The sequence below is a fragment of the Candidatus Pseudomonas adelgestsugas genome, from assembly GCF_004124255.1.
Lineage (GTDB): Bacteria > Pseudomonadota > Gammaproteobacteria > Pseudomonadales > Pseudomonadaceae > Aquipseudomonas > Aquipseudomonas adelgestsugas.
This window is the reverse complement of the sequence record NZ_CP026512.1, coordinates 1458729-1478961: the sequence shown is the minus strand read 5'-3', so window position 1 is coordinate 1478961 and position 20233 is coordinate 1458729. Positions and strand designations below refer to the sequence as shown.

The 20233-nt window shown below is 36.6% G+C and carries 5 protein-coding genes and 1 pseudogene; 5 read left to right on the top strand and 1 reads right to left on the bottom strand.

Annotated elements, in window-relative coordinates; translation table 11 throughout:
• The first annotated feature begins 4594 nt into the window (after positions 1–4594).
• Positions 4595–5194 (top strand): adenylyl-sulfate kinase, encoded by a 600-nt coding sequence (gene cysC, locus C3B55_RS03700; protein ID WP_129211573.1) that lies wholly within the window; start codon positions 4595–4597, stop codon positions 5192–5194.
• A 680-nt stretch (positions 5195–5874) separates the two neighbouring features.
• Here the strand turns inward: cysC and C3B55_RS03695 are convergent.
• Positions 5875–6054, bottom strand: coding sequence for a hypothetical protein (locus tag C3B55_RS03695; RefSeq protein WP_129211571.1), 180 nt, complete (start codon positions 6052–6054; stop codon positions 5875–5877).
• A 5623-nt stretch (positions 6055–11677) separates the two neighbouring features.
• On the opposite strand from C3B55_RS03695, the gene cysM reads away from it, so the two are divergent.
• From cysM to C3B55_RS04595, 4 genes and pseudogenes are all read left to right on the top strand, one after another.
• The gene (gene cysM, locus C3B55_RS03690) at positions 11678–12580 is read left to right on the top strand and encodes a cysteine synthase CysM (protein ID WP_129211921.1); all 903 of its coding nucleotides are present in this window, start codon (positions 11678–11680) and stop codon (positions 12578–12580) included.
• 682 nt (positions 12581–13262) lie between these two features.
• Positions 13263–15028, top strand: a pseudogene (locus C3B55_RS03685) (RelA/SpoT family protein); the annotation flags it as partial.
• Positions 15029–16378: 1350 nt separating this feature from the next.
• Positions 16379–17086: a DnaA regulatory inactivator Hda gene (hda, locus tag C3B55_RS03680; protein ID WP_129211569.1), complete on the top strand. Its 708-nt coding sequence runs from the start codon at positions 16379–16381 to the stop codon at positions 17084–17086.
• A 2776-nt stretch (positions 17087–19862) separates the two neighbouring features.
• On the top strand, positions 19863–20048 hold the full coding sequence (locus tag C3B55_RS04595; RefSeq protein ID WP_457912678.1) for a hypothetical protein: 186 nt from the start codon (positions 19863–19865) through the stop codon (positions 20046–20048).
• The last annotated feature ends 185 nt before the right edge of the window (positions 20049–20233 follow it).

The window sequence follows — 20233 nt, the reverse complement described above, 5'->3', positions numbered from 1 at the left end:
CAATACATATAATATTATTATTATCTGGTGGCTATAGACTTCGTTGTTCGAAATCTGCAGAAATTGGTAAGACCGTTAATTATTGGTATCCAGGACTTTCCTTTAGGCGTATTCTACTTCCAAAAGATAGAAAATACCGACAATATCAGTCAAAAAAAACCTTTTGTTCGAAGAAAGCTGTAAGCATATAATTTAGTAGCGCATTCCAGGGTAGCGTGTGATTTATATTCAGCAAATCAACACCAAAATAGTTTGGTATTTATGATATAATTACGAATTAATACATAGAGTTTGTCACCATTAAGCGAGCTGATTTTTTCTGAATTACTGGCACGCATCGGCTAGTCTAGATCAATAATAGACTCATCTATTTAGATTAACTAGTTCAATAGATAGTTTGCACTAAAAAAGCCAGCACAGCCAGTTATTAAGATAATTATTGAGTGAAATATTTTCATGCGCGTTACAAGCTATTAACCATAGCTACATGAATGTTTATTGATATAAACTGGTTAACTAAAAAAACTTTAGGTGCTCATCTCGATAATGCTTGACTCCATTCATTCTTGCGGCAGCCCTGAGTTTGTTTGATGCATCTTTATCAAAAGATGCCGCATATCTTTGTATTGTACGAATATTTCGTCAGTTTTACTTGTAGCTATATTCTTAAAAGATTGCTTTTTGTAGTTGCTACCTATCAAATTTTTTATCATATTAGTAGTAATTTATTTTAACTTTAAAGCTATAGTAAACAATACTTCCAACCTATTTCATAGGTTAAGATGCCTATTCATCTAATTTTAAGAAGGTTAGACTACATTCAAACTAATCTTCATTATCATCAATCTATGACTAGCTTAGCTGAAGCCTGTTAGTGTTGTTGCACGCCATTCCCTGAATAAAAGCGTTTAAAAAGTGCGTAACTTTCGCAAACAGTTATGAGGAAAGAAGTGTACCATGAGAGTTACTAACTAACTGTGTACGGCCGCAGTAAAGTGCCAGTACATCTGTAGACTGGTTCTGTAAACAGCAAAATAGCTATTTTTTGATAGTGTTTTATTATTTCATGCGTCATTCAGATCACATCATATAAACCTAATAGTTAAATACTAAGCTTGGCAGGTCGCTATCTAAACAACCGCAACACTGCTAAAAAATGTTGATGTGATAGCTTTTAAAGCTGTAATCATAAATGACTAATATTCAGTAATAGTAACTATATTGCTTGGCGTGGTCGGGTTATCCCTGACTCAAGCTATTCCTTAAAGGGCGTCTCAATTATACGAATACATTAAGACCGCTACTTGTATAAAGTAAGTATTGTCAGGCATGACAAATAAGGTTACTGCAGTCGTCTCGTTTTTTGTAGTGGTAGGCAATCTTTTAACCCACAGCAATGGGGCCGCATTAAAGTTTCCAGCTAACTTAACTATTTTACTAAAATGAAAATTTTTATGCTGAGTGCTCGGTGTAATATTTTTCGATTTGCTCACGGCAATAATTTAGTTAGCTGTTTCATAGTGGATTAATCTTTTCAGACAATTAACTCGCAAGTATCTGGTACAACCATGTTGTAGACTAAAATAGTGACAGTATAAATCAGCAATAAAATTGAGGCAGTTATACGTAGGCATTGAATGTTCAATCATGATTGATATTAAGCAGCGTTCTTTATGCCGTAAGTAGTTTATTGCAAATAATATAAACAATGTATCGTAATAGATATCAAGAAATATATTGCATAATGCTATAAAAGCTAGAATAATCAATTCTAACAAGAATAGCTTCGGTGTTTTTTCATATATGGTGGATGCGCATTTAGCTTATGAATATTTTGCATCACTCGAAATAGTTGACACTAGGTATACAATATATTTACTACTACAATAAGCTGTGCTTGATGCACACTGAATTAAGTAGACACAACTAACTAAATAAGCTATAAAATACCATATAGTTTGCCATTACTTTAGATTTTGAAAAAACTTTCAACAATCATAAAATAATAATACATACAACTATATTAGTATAACTAACAACCATACTTTTATGTATATTGATAATGTTAGAGGCGCACGCTACTGACTACTGCCTTAGCTATATTGCTCAATTTTTAGACACTATTATAAACTTAATGCAATGCTTATAAACACGCACCTACTAGTGTATATTGATATACTAGTAGGTGTCTCACCATCCTATTAAGATAGGTATGACGCACTAGCTGTAATATATGATTAGCGTTGCTTAGTTTGCGCTAGTATTAGATGTAAGCCTATTACGTACGTCATATTGCCCAGGTAAAGTCTTTACTTTGTACTTGGAGTCGCTTAAGTCAAAAGCGTACAAATCATCTACAACTTAACCGCATAGGAGGGTATTGTTAAGAGTTACTACAAAATTGTAGATAACGGTTAGATTGACGCCGGATGTAATCCAGTCTTCATAGTAAATTATTTATTTGCTAAGAATTAGTGTGCATAAGGCCTATTGCTGAGCAGATCTGTTAGATTCAAGCGCTTCATCAATACATCAACTATAGTAAGTCAGTTACGCCATAACCAGACAAATAGTTGCTTGTGTTGTAGAGCTGGCTGCTCATTATTCTAATTAGCCAACTGAGCTTCATGGTCAATGCATTACTTTACGCTAGCCTGTGGACAGTTATCAATTACGCAATGATCAATAAAACATAAACCTCTTTGACTATAGTTTTGCACTGCACGTATACTGGACTAAAACTACAAGATTATAGCAAGTTTTAGGTAATAATAAAATTAACCTAGTATTAAATATAGTACTCGCAGTGATGAAGTGAAAGCTGCGCTAAAGTACGTATTGCACTTTACAGCTAAACTAATCAATAAGAGCTATGACCATGGTTATAAAAAGCAAAACTCCTGTAGCACTTATAAGGATTTTATCAAATCGTATTTGCGTATTCCCATTGCAAAACTAAGCAAAACTTTATATTTGGCAATATATCTATTAAAAATACCAATTTCATTAGTCCATCTATATTTAGTAAAATTAAAACTAGGCGTCATGTATAGCGGTAATGCACTTATCATATATGATTCATGTATAAAGTGACTGTCAGATAAAAAAATTAAATACGCAACTGGCGCTTTCTTGCGTTTATTTGTGATTTGCTAATTAGCTGGTTGGAGTCAAATGCCATAACGCCACTGATATAATACTAGAACTACTAAGGTCTATGTACTCCAATCAACAAAACCTAGCGATTGACGTCGACTGTACCTCTAGTATTAAAACAAAGAAAATAGTGTAAATATCTGATTGCACCTTAATCACTTGTGTCAATACGTGATTAAGTAGTAGAAAGTTTATTTCGCTCAACAGAATAATTATGACCAGATATACTTTATCACCTATCAAGGGTTGATAGAAAATTGGATTACGATACAGGACGTTGGTCAGACTTTTATTGTAGGATACACTGCAGCCTATTGACCATTAGTTGATAACACCGCAAACCGACTTAAGAAAATATACTATTCATAGTATAAATCTTTATTTCGCATCACTCGTTAGATAGCCTGTACGTAAAACTTGATCAAGACATAATCATTGATGTTGCCTACCGTTTTTACTATTAAATGTAAATTTTTTGTCACGAACACACTACTAGTTACGAGCAACACACGCATAATATAGTCACTTGCACGTCGATCACCGATATTGCAATAATTTTGATTGGCACTAATCAAGGTTGGCTAATGCAAATCCATAGGTATATTTACCTGATATCTATAGTAGGTATATTACAGGTTATCTGAACTATATATAAGATAGATTTAGTCTGACTCGACTAGCGTATTATTTGGCAAATTATTGATAATCTTTATCGGTTTTCACAAAGCCTAAATTTCGAGAAAATCGTTCGTATATTACTCGGCGCACCCTAGGATGACAACATTACCAAGCTTTTACTGCAACGCCTTGGTATAACGGCATATACTTGACATGTGGCCTAAAAACCTTGGAGGTTGCTTCTTTTGGATGCAGATGATTAATATTTCTTGGTGTAATTGGTAAATTGATTATACGTTTTGTGCCGAGAATGCAATGACTGTATTGCTGCAGGGCGGGTCTACGTTAGTAACAAAATTTATGCAGGCCGCTCCAGCTAAGTCACTACGATTCATGACATAATTAACATGAATAGTTCAATGCGGTCTACTGCTAGTGTAGATAAGGTTATATCTAAAACTGAGTAAGGAAATCGACGTATCGTAGGGAGATATATTTTATTGAGCTAGAGCTCAATAGAGATCACCGATTAGTTCTAAATAGTATAGAGCTGGATAAATAAAAATGCAGCGCTGCATAGTTGTTATAATATTATACTAGCGATACGATGGATGTTTACTTCAAGTACCAACATAAAATTTCACAGTGATATTAACACTTTTACTCGTGACGCTAGTCGCAATCTTTTGCTTAACGATATCAGAGCTTCTGCGCTCATAACTACTAAACCGTTAGTATGCGATAACCATCAACAGTCAAAAATCTTTAGAAGTTTTATTCTGGTTGATGGCATCATAGCCTGCCGCAATCGCGGTAGGCTATGACTAATCATAACCTGCGTCGAGTACAAAACATACATAGGCAAATACTCTCAGTTACGCGGGAGGACCGTGAAAAGCTGAATGGCCACAAAGGAAAAGTCATCTGGTTTACGGGGCTGTCAGGATCAGGAAAATCTACCCTGGCCAACGCCTTAGAACTTGAATTGCATGCTAAAAACTATCGTACATATATTTTGGATGGCGATAACCTACGTCATGGCTTAAGCAGAGATTTGGGTTTTACTGATATAGATCGTGCAGAAAATATTCGACGTATTGCAGAAGTAGCTAAGCTAATGATGGATGCTGGACTTACCGTATTGACAGCGTTTATCTCGCCGTTTAGAAGAGAGCGGCAAATGGCAAAAGAGTTAATTGGGAATGATCGTTTTGTCGAGGTATATGTAAGCACAACACTTGAGGTGTGTGAAAAGCGGGATGTAAAGGGACTATATAAAAAAGCTAGGGCCGGGCAATTGCTAAATTTTTCTGGCGTTGGCAGCCCTTATGAAGTACCCGTGGAGGCCACTCTTGAAATTGATACAGCACATATAAATCTTAACTTAGCGCTCGAGCTTCTGCTGGACATCATCAAATAATTCTTGTAGTGCAACGGTTGATAACACCTGCCTTGCAGATGACAGGGTAGGTGCTAATCTTCAGCTATCAATTCATGCACCATAAACTGCGAAAGAACATCAGCTTGTTTCCCTTGCTGATAGTGCTTATTGTAAATAACAGGCGACTTTACCCAGATCATTCAGCTATTCTTCTAGAGCTTTACTAAGTGGTATAGTTACGCTGATTTATAGATTATGAATCTAACCAAACTGGTGCTTGCAGTACATGTACAAATCGATCTTGAGATTCTTAGTAGAGAGCTGATTTGTATTGAGCAAAACAATTTGCCGAAATATAAGTTGTTATTGTGGCTCATGTTTAGACTGCGATAGAATGAACTGTTTGCTAGATTAAGCACACTTAATTATGTTTTTAACATACTGCAACTCTAGGCGTAGTGCTCAATCTGTACTTGAAGCTTACGGATTCGACATTGCAATGTCCACGCCTGCGCATGATAGTTGACCGAGAAAGCAGTCATAATAAAAAATCTAGCAGGCCAACTTGTGCTAGATGTATGCAAATATGTCAGCGAATACTGAGTAGTGAGCTATGTTGTGGATGAGTGCATTAGGAGATGTAACAGAAAAATACTTTTTTATTCGAGTCCTGGCGCCTTTATAGTAAGACGCCAAGAGCCAGACATATTTAATAGGTATTACTTTTTGTCTAGGCCAACCTGCTTGGATAGACCGAAAGTCTGGCCACTTACGCCCTTGGCAATTTGCTGAATTTTGCCGCCTGATTTGAGAAAATCAGCAATCTGGCTGTTTATTGATTCGCTGGTTTCAACAGCCGGAGCTGGCTTTGCTTTACTATTAGATGTTTTTATGCGCATATTGACCACTAACCTATAGAAAATGAACTTAGTTAACTATAGTATAGGAAACAATTGTCAATTGCTTGTCAAAATACCTACTATAATAGCAGGTTATTGTTGTAACCAACCAAAGCTTCATGCAGGCATTACCACCATAACTTGCGTTTTTAGTTATATACTAAAGTGGTAGTGCATGGCTGATGCCATCTACTAAAATTTAGTCTCTTAAATAAGATGGACATAGTAGAGCTATGGCGAAGTTATGTTAACTTGCGATTTTTATGTATAAACGTGTATTCGGTGCAACTCAGGATGTAATTTCAATAAAGTAATGATAATATTTTTGTAAATATCTCTAGTATAGCGCTATAATAACTTGCAAGTATTTAGATTACACTAGCTTTAGTTTTTATCTGGATAGCGCACAAAATAGTAATTTTCTCTTACCCAGTTAAGGTATACCTAACAATATTCCTAGTGAAATACGAAAATTAGCTTAATATTTTTATGTATTGAGATAGCGATGACGAACTTATCGCGACAGCTAAACAAACTGAAAGTTTGAGTTGGCCACTCAGCTAGTTTTAGCTATAGGTCAAAGCCAATAGCATTTGGTATGTTACTCAACTAAGATTCGCTAAAAGATCTATTGCTGCTATATTTTGAAGAAAAAACTAGTCAACTATAGTTAGTGGCTGCGATAGTGCACGTATATCTGATCAGCGCATTGAGAAATATTATCGATATTGCGCGCTTAGACTGCTGTCCAGATAAAACCTAGCTAACTCTCAAATTGACCAAGCAGGTACCTACCTTGTCCCCTGTCGTTACTGGTGTGTTAGTTGATCAAAGCAGTAATTCATGATAAGAAAAATGAAGTATCAAGACTGCTGCATTTAAACAGCAAAGATACAAGATTTATTAAGAAATCTGCACCCATAGAAATATTACCCTAAGCTTGCAGCTCTTATACATAAGAAGCAGCTTCTAGTTAAAAATTGAAGATTTTTGTTAAGTTAAGTGACAGAAGTAGTATTTTTAGTACTACAATAGTTTGTAGCTCGGTGTTGTTATTAATTTGACTGGTAAATTTTTATCGCGTACGCTAATATGCTTAAGCATATTAGCGTACCGTTTGCTGTGCTCTTTTATCTCCTGCATATCATCGATTATATAATATTAGTGATTTCTACCAATGATAGTCGACGGTTTACTTCTTTAACTGTAATTATAAGCCTGGTAGCTATTCTTATGATGTGAGCATAAGCTGCGCTTGCATGGCTGATCAGCTTAGCTGGTGTTGCATAACGAAATCTGAATCGTAGCACGGTGTTTGTTGTAACCGTGTTTGTGATTTTTTGTTTGGTGATATGTATGTCACTTTTGTAATTTATTTGCCAAAGCTATTGGCACGCATTCATAATATATGTCTAACTATGAGCATAAATGTATAATACTAGGGTAGGTAATATGCAGTATACCTCTATAAAGAACGACATGTATAGATTTGCTATGTCTATAAACTTACTAGTATGCTTGTTCCGTGATATAATTTGTCTTGAGGTGTATATTTTCTGAGACAGTTACGTGTATACCGCACGTATTTAAATAACTAACGTTCTTACGAACGCGCGATCATAAGTGTGTCATAAAAACTAAATCTTACCAAGGTATGCTACGTTGTGCGCTTACGATATTTATCGTATACATTGATTTCTAAATTGATACTCAATAGTTTGCCAAGTAAAGATAGTATATCTGCTCATTTATTGAGCTAAATTTTATCACTGCCATCATTTTGTTTATTTAGCGTAAGGGCATGCTGGGCATTAATCTGCAATGTTTCAATTGATCTGCATCAACATAATAATGTTGATATATGTATATTATGCGCGTAAGATTACTTGAATAATCTAAAAATATTTTTTTTAAAAAAATTTCTTATTGTGTTGCTTGAGTATGATGTAGGGCTGATGGATGTTATCAATGTAGTGATAGTCGATAAAACTTCAGTATACTAGTGCTCTCTTTAAAAGATAGCAACGATAAAAACTTAAACTAGTTACACCTGGTTGGCTTGGTTAACGTAATATTCGACTCAAACGATTTATTGCTATAACTGGTGCAACGCTCGACTTCGCTTTCTGCTGAAGCAATCGCTTTACAGCATATTTTATAAATTGTCAGACTTGTTAAAGTCTTTAGTTAGCGCAACAATAAAATTATTATAAACCTGACAAAGTCAATGTTAGGTTATATTGGTTAGGTATTGTTATTTTTAAACTATATTTAAACGCAAGCACTTGTGTTGTAATAAATTTTACAGTTAAAATGTAATGGTTTCTTACATGGTTGTTGGCTTTCAGAGTATCGTCGCTATTAGTAATAATTAGCATAATGTGTACTACACGTATTACAGGTTAAAGTTAGTATGCTAGTAATATTTAATTATCAGTGCAACACCTAGGGTGTAATAACCTCAGTTAGCATAGCGAGTAGGCGCAGGCATTGTATGGTTTGGATTTTATGTGAGAAGAGCTCTATATTTTGTGGTGCTCAATAAAGATAAAAAGCTTGAATATGTGTACTTACAAAGGTTACTGATCAATACTAAAAGTCTATAACACAAAGCATATGTAAGTCTATTAATACGTTTAAGCTTGAAGCATTGCTGCAATTATGCACTGCGTTGAGAATATTAATTGGCGAACAGGATATCTAATCTAGCGTTATATGGATTTAGGTTTATTATCTCTTATTGCTAAGTTGAGTCTGGCATGTCTGACATTATGGTTAGGATAGAGAAGTAATAATCGCTAGCGTTAGTATGTAGTAACGCTACCCGTATAATCTACAATAAGTATGACTGCCACGAACAATTCCTGTCATATTAATCTAGCTGATATTAGTTATTTGGATCATGATAATCAATACTACTTGCTAATGATTCATTTGCGCTGGTGTGCTAGATCGAACGTTACTTGTAACTTAAGCGGTAACTTGAGTCAGCGTTGCTGGTTAATGCTGAGTTAGGGGTGGTCCATATTAATAATTTGTCTTGCACTGAATTTAAGTTAGTGCTGATAGAGTTCTTGTAATGTATTATTACTGATTAGGTTGAGACATATAGAAATACTTTTTGTGCTTTATGCTATGAATAGCATTAACTGTTTTGAGCTCAATTAATAGATATAGCTAGGCAATATTTCAGCTTTGCACTATGGTATAATCTAAAAATTTCTTACATAGTTTTATTGTCGATAGCTGTAAAAGTGTTTTTGGATTCTTCTGGAATCTGATTTAGTGGCTTGTTATATCACAGTTATAATCGTTCGTGGGCTGCGATGAGTGTCAAGTATTATTTTGTAATGTCTATAGCTAAGGTTATAGACGAGTGTCTTGGTAAGTTTACGAAACCCCTACCTGATCATGCCAGAAGATTAGTTATATGTAAAATGCGGTCAAGATATGTTATATCTTTAATCGTGTGTGTTTGTTATATTACACCTCTGTTTAAAGTAAACAGCAGGCGCTGGTTAATAAACTTATATGTTTTATGTTGACTATCAGCGAATTAGTTTTGATTGACACTAAGGTAGTATTTAGTTTAGTGCTAACTTCTGTATTCAGTTTACAGGAGTGATTGGAGTGAATACGGTTTTTGCTATATTTATTGCTTGGACAGATGTCGGTTAAGGATGGCCATAAAGCGTCGGAAGGTAACTTTAGTAACTATGCCACAGTACTAATAAATAGCTGATTGTGTACTGGCTTCATTAAAAGCGTGATACTTTACTGGTTGCTTTTGTTGCTGACTATCATAAAGCAATATACTGTCCTCATAAATAATATTTTATAACAGACCGCTACTATTAGATTGCGCCTGCGTACAGATACTGATTCGCAACAGTATATTTGCATGGTTACATAAATAGATAAAATTATTAACTTCGGGCGGGTAAAAAATATTGTATCGCTTAGCTATTTTAGCTAACAGATTGAGCCTGAATGCTATCGATATGATTGAGCAAATTAGCAACATGACACCGGTTATTGTGTAGCGAGTGTATGCGTATAATAAATTTTCACGAACAAATATTGGTTAAGAACAATGAACGGTTCACTATTTATTGGTGACTTAAGATACAGATGCATGGAGTGAAAACCGCTAAGATCTTAGCGGCATGACTAAATATGCTTCATCAACTGCCGTGATTTTAAATCAGCCCTGCGATAGGGCTAACTAAATTATGATTGTTAGAGGCTAGATTAATTTTAGACAAGTTATAATGAGAATACCTTGTAAGGTTTTTCGCTATAAAAGAAAATAGTTAACTAAGTGTTTTTTGTAGGTGCTATAGCGTTGTTTTTCTAGCTTGATGGCGTTAGCTGCCGAGAACCTAGTGTGTTAAGCATAACCTAGTTATATACAGAGTTTGGAGAGACAGCCTTTTACTCGTGGTCTTAATGTCTTGAGTATATTGTTAGTTTGTAGACTTAGAACAAACTAAAGTATTGCATGGTGTGTATTTATCCGCTAAGACAAGCAATAGGTTAATTAAAAATTAATTCTTCATACCTTTATACATTAACTGGCATAACTTTGCTAAGTTATGCCTTGTGCTGGTAAAGGAGTAAGACTCAGGATAACATCAATAGCATAGGTTTATTCAATAACAATAGCAGTTGTTGAGATTTGATATTGCTGTCGAGCATGACATAGTTCGCTAGTAGTATCGCTGTAGAACTTAATCTAGAAAGAGTTGAATCCGGTACATTCTTCTAAATTTAAGTACATATTTTGGATATACGACAGTGTTTGGCTTACAACAAGTAAGTACCTGGCGGCGTTATCAGAAAACTTTCTCAGAAGCTTTTTGATTCTGTAGGTTAGTTGTTTACTGGCTAGCCTAGATCTAGCTATTTATTGGATTTAAACTTGATTTGCTGACTTGGCCTAGTCAGTCTTATCTATTCATATTCATTCTGCGATTTATGAACGCAAGAAACATACTAGGCAGTCCACTTGTAGCCTAATCGTAGCAAAATTGTGTTGACTAAACTAGTTATGATAATAATGTCAACCATCAATATACACCATAGAATACGTTGAATAGTTATTCGCGAATATAAAAAACTACTATATAGTAGTAGTTACTCTCCTGAACCTGCACAAGTTTTTATAGTATTATGTGGGTATTTAATGTGCCTGTCGTTAAATAAATACTGATTTCGTGAATACTATTTGTCAAAATGTTTTGCGTTAAGAGCTAAGCACTAATTAGTCTAAGCAAGTACAGAAGGTAGTTTCTTGATAAAGTTTTTAACGTATAAACATGCTGACAGATGCATACCTTAATTAGAGAAGCATGGTCTATTTTTTAGAAATCACGGTTAATAATGTGTAGTAATAGAGTAAATGATAAAAACTAAATTTAACTACATTGCATAGTAGCAATTCTTACAGTGCATAAAGATTAGTTAGTTTAGTCAGAAATTAATATTTAAAAATTAACTGCTTTCATAATAGTATGATTTATCGCCGATGCTTTTAAGTCATATAAAGTATATTACGCAATATAGTTAACCAGCTTTTCCAGGTATGATGTTTGCTTATAGCAGTCTGGATTACGAATACGCCATGATCTTGCAGTACCCTACAATCGCCGATTGTGTCGGTAATACTCCTATAATCCGCTTGCAACGCATGGCAGATAAAACCACTAATACTTTGTTGTTGAAGCTCGAAGGGAATAACCCGGCTGGCTCCGTCAAGGATCGCCCAGCACTCTCAATGATTACTCGTGCAGAGCTACGTGGGCAGATCAAACCAGGTGACACCTTAGTTGAAGCTACCTCTGGCAATACTGGTATTGCCCTGGCTATGGCTGCGACTATTAAGGGCTATAAGATGGTGTTGATCATGCCAGATAACGGTAGTGCTGAGCGTAAAGCAGCCATAACCGCCTATGGCGCTCAGCTGATCTTGGTTACCCGGGAAGAAGGTATGGAAGGTGCTCGTGACTTAGCCAAATGCATGGCTGCTGAAGGCCATGCATTTGTGTTGGACCAGTTTGCCAACAGCGATAATCCTGAGGTTCATTATAATAGTACTGGCCCGGAAATCTGGCATCAAACCCACGGAACCATTACCCATTTTGTCAGCTCTATGGGTACCACTGGTACCATTATGGGCAACGCCCGTTACCTCAAGGAGCAGAACTCGGCTATCCAGATTGTTGGTATGCAACCGATGGAAGGCGCAGTTATCCCTGGTATACGCCGCTGGTCTGAAGAATATTTGCCAAAAATCTATAACGCGACGCGTGTAGACCGCATCATCGATATAGCTCAGCGTGAAGCCGAAGACACTACACGCTGCTTGGCCCGTGAAGAGGGTATTTTCTGTGGCGTATCTTCTGGCGGTGCTGTAGCTGGTATGTTGCGTTTGTCTCATGAAGTAGATAACGCAGTTATCGTTGCTATCATCTGTGACCGAGGTGACCGCTATTTATCGACTGGTATCTTCAATGAGCCAAATTAATAGCTAAACATGAGCCATGAGACATAAGCATAGTTTTACGACGACTAGCTAATAGGTGGCCACTAGAATCTGCAGATTCTAGTCAGCAAAAAATAACACTTAATTATTGAGCATCTACCTAAAATAGCTATTTTATCACGTTCTTTAAAAAATTAAACTTTGTTTATAAATACCGCAATCATAGTTCAGGTTTTCGAATAATATAACTGGCACCAACTAGCCTAGTTAGGCTAGTTTTAGATTTATTTTTTCTAGCCTAGACAGCTATGCCAGTCTTTCATTGATGTGGAATTGGTTAAGCATAGCGTTCTGCGATATTCTTGGACCTAACTAATATGTATGCATAAACCTGTTACTTATTAAGGGTATAAGCGTTTGATGTAGCATATCTGTTCTACAACTTAGTCTCGCTAGTATGAGTACTGTTTAGTTAGTTAAACAAAACTGCAGGCTAAAACAGACCGGGATCTTCGACATGTTTTTATGGATGGCTTATGTCGAAGTTGTGATGTTCTTTAATGCTAGTTAAAATGCACATTTAATCAGAGTAGCTTATTGTCCATGGGTTGTGGTCTATCAGAAAGCTGTGTTGTTGCTTATGGTTGTAAGCTCATAGTTATATAGCAGGTCAGCAATGACTTTTGGCGTATTTTAAAGATGCGGCATAGGGAAGGTAAGCAATATGGTACAAGTGAGAGCATACCAGCCGATCAATAATGACGGCAGTATTGATCTCGAAGCATGGCTTAATCATGTCATTAGAGTGGACCGGACATTGGACCGTGCAGCATTGAATTCAGCTTGCAAGTTTGCTCGTGAGTCTAAACAGCAAGACAGTGCAGCAAAAAACTTCTGGACCGAAGATACTTTAAGTTTTCGTACTGAGTTAGAGATTGCTGAGATCCTCGCAGGTCTTGAGTTAGGCCAAGATTCACTAATCGCCATTATACTCTATCGTGGTGTACTTGAAGGGTACATTTCATTATTGATTGTTAATCAGCGTTTTGGTGCTATGGTAGCCAAGCTAATTAACGGTGTGCTACGTATGGTAGCCATTAGTGCTAGCCTCAGCCAGCGCCATTCCATTATACCGAGTACTCATAGTCAGGTCGAAAACATTCGCAATATGCTAGCAGCGATGGTAGACGACGTACGCGTTGCCCTTATCAAGTTGGCCGAGCGCACCTGCGCTATCCGTGCGGTAAAGACTGTTGGTAACGAAAAGCGTACTCGTGCAGCACGCGAAGTATTCGATATATATGCACCTTTGGTGCATCGCTTAGGTATTGGCCATATTAAGTGGGAGCTTGAGGATTTATCCTTCCGCTACCTAAAGCCAGACCAATATAGGCAGATTGCTATACTACTGCATGAGCGTCGTCTTGACCGTGAGCGTTTTATTGTTAATGTAATAAGTCAACTACGTTTCGAGTTGCAGGCTACTAGTGTGGATGCTGATATCAGTGGTCGCGCTAAGCATATTTATTCTATCTGGCGTAAAATGCAGCGTAAAGGCTTAGCGTTCAGTCAAATTTATGACGTACGCGCTGTAAGAATACTAGTGCCGGAAATTCGTGATTGCTACACTGCCCTAAGTATCGTGCACACATTGTGGCGGCATATTCCCAAAGAATTTGATGATTATATCGCTAACCCTAAGGAAAATGGTTATCGTTCGCTACACACTGCAGTGATTGGTCCTGAGAGCAAGGTATTAGAAGTGCAGATCCGCACTCACGCCATGCACGAAGATGCTGAGCTAGGGGTTTGCGCGCACTGGCGTTACAAAGGTGCAGACGTCAAGGCTAAATCTAACCAGTGCAAAGAGAAAATCTCTTGGCTGCATCAAGTGTTTCAATGGCACGAAGAACTCGGCTATATAAGCGGCCTAGCTTAGCAGCTGCGGGTAGGTTATTTAAGCATGACTGGATCTACATTTTCCTCCTGATGGTCATGCTATTGATATATCTAAGAGTGCTACGCTAGTAGACTTTGCCTACCGAGTATATATTGAAATCGGCCATCGTTGCCTATGCGCTAAAATTAACGATTATATTGTGCCGCTCAACAACAGTTTACAAACAGGTAAACAGGTTGAGATTATTACAAGTAATCAAGGTACTCCAAGTCGCGATTTGACGAATCCGAGCTTAGGCTATATCACTACGTCGCTGGCGCCGGCAAAGATTGCTGGCTGATTTAAACTACAAACACGCACCTATAACATGTCTGCTGATACATCTTTGCTTAATTGCGAATTAGCCAGCTTGGGCTTGCCCATGGTTAGATTTTAATAGGTCGACTGAAAAGTCAAGCATAAAATTGCTTAAGACATGTTTGCTAACCTGGGTGCTGGTAGCCCAGAGTTAGGCGAAACTAGTAAATCTAGTGCAGCAATTAGTTGAACAAGAATGCGTTAGCGATCAATTAAAAATACTCATACAAAAGGGCTGCAGGCTACTAGTCGAGCAAGAGCATAGATATTCAGATCCGTGTGGCGCGAGTGTTCGCTGCCGAAATTGTGCTTCGGTGTTACTATTGTGCTAGCGTAAGCTAGAACTGATTACCTAAGTCAGTTGTGGTGGGCTTTATATCGGTACTGACCTTTGCTGATTAAACGGATATTATCCTTTGTGTTTATGATTGTTTTGTGTAATGGCGTATGTATCGTAGATTTTGCTCAGCGAGCAGCTCAATGAGCTTTCGGTCAAGGATACACTTGAACTACGAAAATATCATTGAACTAATATTCCTGACTATCATAATTTCTGAGTGATACGCATTAAAATATTTTTTGGATACATTTTCTAGTTTTTACATATAATTGAGATGTATTATAATCGCACACCATAAAAATACGCATAAATGTATGTGAGTCATCTTGTGCGGAAGCTAGTTTCTAGTTGATAGTATCGCCTAAGTCTATCTTGTATATTAAGCTATATATCAAAAGCATGTCAGCTATTCAAAAAAATAGTAGATATAGATTGATCATGATGTATTTGCTTTAAGATTTACCATGTCTGATAGGTTGTCTGTAGAACCTGCAACACGAATTTTACAGGTGTCAAGTAAAACCTATGTAAAAGCATTGTCAAGCGTATAGATACAATGGTAAATATCTTATAGAAGGCTAGTATATAACGTACTAGTGGGAGCGTGTTGCAGATGCCAGTTAATTATTTTTTAGCCTAGATAAGCTGGTGTCGTAAATGCTTTATTAGTTGAAGCATATTGGCCTCAATACTGTAGGCTAAGTGTAAGTTATGGCTGGTAGTGGCTTTCTACTTGCTTCTTGATTAGGCTATCATGATGTAACCTATTATTAAGAGTGTATTTTCTTAGTATAAGAACGCCATGATGTGCCTGGTACCTTTGTGTGTGGTTAATTGTTTACTGGTGACTCGATTTACATGCACTGAGCGCTATTGATTTTTTGCTATTTAGTGTGTGTTAAGTTGTTTGGTTAGACTGGTATGTGACTAGCGCTTCTGATGGCTGTATGCGGTTTGGTATTAGTTGGTTAAATATATAATATATTATATAAAGATTTGGATACACATACAAATGGTTAAATACTTAGATCTGTAATTGTTTTGGAACAAACCCGGCCTAAGCCGGGTTTGTTCCTTATATGGCACAAGGATATCAAATAATTTACGCAAATTGTTCCATTCAACACAAACCTTTGATTTTGCTTGTATCTGCTGCATTGTGCGTAAGGTTTTGCAGGTACAAAATTTTTTGCAAAATTTGTACAAACGTCACTAACGGTTCTTTTGGAGTCGTTCAGTCAGCATGAAACCGATTCAGCTACCATTAGGTGTTCGTCTAAGTGACGATGCCACCTTTATTAATTATTATCCAGGTGCTAATGCTGCTGCGTTAGGCTATGTTAAGCGACTCTGTGAAGCCGATGCTGGGTGGACTGAAAGTCTTATCTATCTATGGGGTAAGCATAATGTAGGGCGTACTCACCTATTGCAGGCTGCGTGCTTGCGCTTCGAACAAATAGACGAACCTGCAATTTATCTACCACTAGCAGAGCTGATAGACCAAGGTATTGGCATCTTCGACCACCTTGAGCAATATGAGTTGGTATGTCTAGATGATCTGCAGGCAATCGCAGGCAGGACTGACTGGGAAGAAGCGTTATTTCACCTATTTAACCGCTTACGCGATAGTGGTCGACGCCTGTTGATTACTGCTTCTACCTCGCCGCGTGAGCTACCTGTCAAGCTGGCTGACCTCAAGTCGCGTTTGACCTTGGCGTTAATCTTTCAGATGCACCCACTGTCCGATGACGTAGATAAGGTACGCGCTCTGCAATTATGTGCGTTGCGTCGTGGCCTGCATCTTACTGATGAAGTTGGGTACTTTATTTTAACTCGAGGCACTCGTAGCATGAGCGCATTATTCGATTTGCTTGAACAGCTTGATCAAGCCTCCTTGCAAGCTCAGCGTAAATTGACTATTCCGTTCCTCAGAGAAATCCTTGGCTGGTAACTAAATATTATGTCTCGCTACTTTCAGTAACCATTAAGTTTTAAGAAGCCTGCGTTTAAATTAGTTTCTAAATGCAACATTTAGAAATAAGATTCTCATGTTTTAGATGTTATAGTCTAAATAGAAAGTCATTTAGTCATGATTAAATTTTGTAAATTGATGTGATAGAAAAATACAATCTAGACTTATTTATGTATCAACTATTAGTATGCTCATACTAAAGCTCTTCGCACTATTTTATGCTTCCCGTACTTGTTACTGTGCTGCTTAGTTGAGTTGCCTATACTAAAAAATAATTAATTTAGATATACTATTGATCACACGCAATAATCTTGCGTTTAATAATTTGTTTTTTAGTATTATTATCAGTAGTTGTGCAAGCGATATCGGTATCGCTATTTAGATGATAACTAATTTATCTGCTTTTAGCGGTTAGCGTAGTAGCTGTATTTGAGTTGACAACTTGAGCGATAGCGACGTAACAAAATCTTTATCAAAGTTAAGCATATACGACTCTTTCTTCATGGCTACAGCTATAAATAGCAAGTACGACTCAAATGGTACTTGATATATAAGTGTTAATATCCATAAATATTATTATTACTAGCTCGTGCGTCTTACGTGTTGTATTTATGGTTTGTAGTGTTTAGCAGTACAAGTTGCATATATAACACGACTATTTTGTCCACGTCAACTGCAGCTTGTTTCATTTTTGATGCGCATTATATTTTTTAGTTCTATTAAAAAGCCGTAAACTATTGACAATGCTTAATATGGTCAAGCTGAAGTCAATGTAAAACTATGCAATATATAGTGCTCAAAACTATTTTTAGATATGCTCTTTTTGTGCTAGTTCGAGGCTGCACGTCTTATCGCTATGGTAATCGTATGTTGGATCTAAGTTTAATTACAGCGACCGAATTAGTAATGTCATTACATTAATAATGTTTTCATTCATTTGCTTCTCTTCATTAGTAAATAGAACGTAATACATGTTTAAGACGTTAGAGAAAATAACTTGTAAATCGTTGATGTCATTTTTATCACTACCGGCTACGGTTTGTGGGTGAACCGTTCCGTAATCTACGTAGAAGAATGGTATTTATACATGCCTAACAAAATTTGCAGTACAGTGTTGGTGTTTGCTTTAAAAACAGCATATGAAGTCGATTTGACCCTAATCGAAAACGCAATGAACTTGATATATATTACGTTATTTTGCTTTAACTTAGCGCAACACCTCAGTCTGCTGCAAATCTTAGTATTATAGATTGCATAGCCTATGGGTAGCCTATAAACTTTTAGTACATTGTTTTCTAAGTTTCTGGATCTATGTGTATTATTATTTAGAACTTACCGTTCACTGATGTATTTGCCAATCACATTGGCAATTTGCGTCATGCGTAACTGTTTGCAGTGATAGCTATTATGTGATCAATGTATGTATTATAGTAGCTCTTGACTGGTTCCCGATAAAGCTTTGCTTTTACCTGCTAGAGATTAGTTGTAACATCATTACAGGCAATTGGTAGGCAATAGGCAAAATTTTGCCTATTAATGACAGCCAAGTTATCTGAAGTCGATTGTTGATACTTACTAGGCATGTACCAGAAAAGCATTATTAAATGTTTAGTGTTAGTCTGATATAGTTCTCGTGGTTTGCCTGCATCAGCAACTGCGAGTTGTTGTAATTAAATCTCACAGCTAGCAGATAAACGTGAGTGATATGTCTTTGCTTAGCGTATTAAGCTGACATAGTAACGATATAATTGTATAGTTTATCATGGAGTGGTTGCCTCCTATTTCATGTTGGTTGCAGCATTCGAATTATCGTAGACCATTTATTAATGAGGGACTGAGCACTATAGATTTTGGTGCTATATTAAGTTCTTGGTATGCCTATTCTTGGCAGGCTACGATTTTGATCGCCTAGACGTTGCATAGTGATGACCTGACTAAAGTATGTAGACGTGTGGGCTATCTGGTAACTCGCTAATATGAGTGAACTTGATACTATCAAAGTCGATTGCGCTACTATCGAATAAGTAATAAAATAAGCATAGCTACATTATTTACAGCGTTTTCTAGTTTTCTTGACTAGCATACTAAGTATTAGACATTTGTAACGAAGACTCAACAATAGTTATTGTAACAAACATCTTGTATGTTTAACTAGGCGATGTAACGTTTTATCACTGTGAGTTATACTAGCCGCCTGCAGTTAAGGTAAACTATTCGGCTAACACTGACTATATCTACTACTAGTGCATCGTAAAATATAATTTATAGCTGTTAATCCTTTGCGTATTGGGCATAACTTTATACTTAATTACAGTTGGCCCCTGCATAAGCTAGTTTTATCTAGCTGTTATTACGCTTAAATTATTTTAGGTAAAGCCACTATACTATTTAGTATATGCCAAAACATATTGTGATATAAGTTATGTAGTGCTTGAAGTATAGGGGGCAGGAGCAGGATCTTGACTAATTTTTAACGGCTGTGATGTGCTTATATTAGTCAATTAAAACAATCCCACTGTCTTAAGTTTTGCTCTATGATGTTGTTTGGACTAGCGCTGCGATTACCCGGTACCCACATACACGTATTAATTCAGCGCATAATGGACAATTGACGGAATATTGCTGATTTTAACGTCATTCTTTATTGCTGTAGAAACGGTCACCAGAACTGTTTCTAAGCTAGAAATGCGGTCGTTTTTACGACAAATAGCATCCATAATTTAATTAAAAAAACTTTTGTATCGCTGTAGTTAGTATGATAAGTGCTAATACTGGTGTTTTAATGTCGGATCTAGCGTTAGCAGATGAGCCGTTGACAGTGTTTGTTAGCGATAGTGCTTATATCTACGATGGGTCAATAGTTCGCCATAGAGCTAATACTTATCTTTCACTGTTACCACTAACACTGTACTCTTATGAAAATAAAGATGCTCACGAATAATTATTATATTATGGCAATTATAATAGCAATCGTTTGGTATGATTTTAAGTATCACTTTTAATTTTGGAGCTCTATTATAGCAAACGTTGCATAAAGTAACAAAAAATTCCTAATTTATGATTTATAACTTGTAAACTTAAGAAATACAGAAATTCTGTAAGGTAATACTATAAAAATCAACGTCT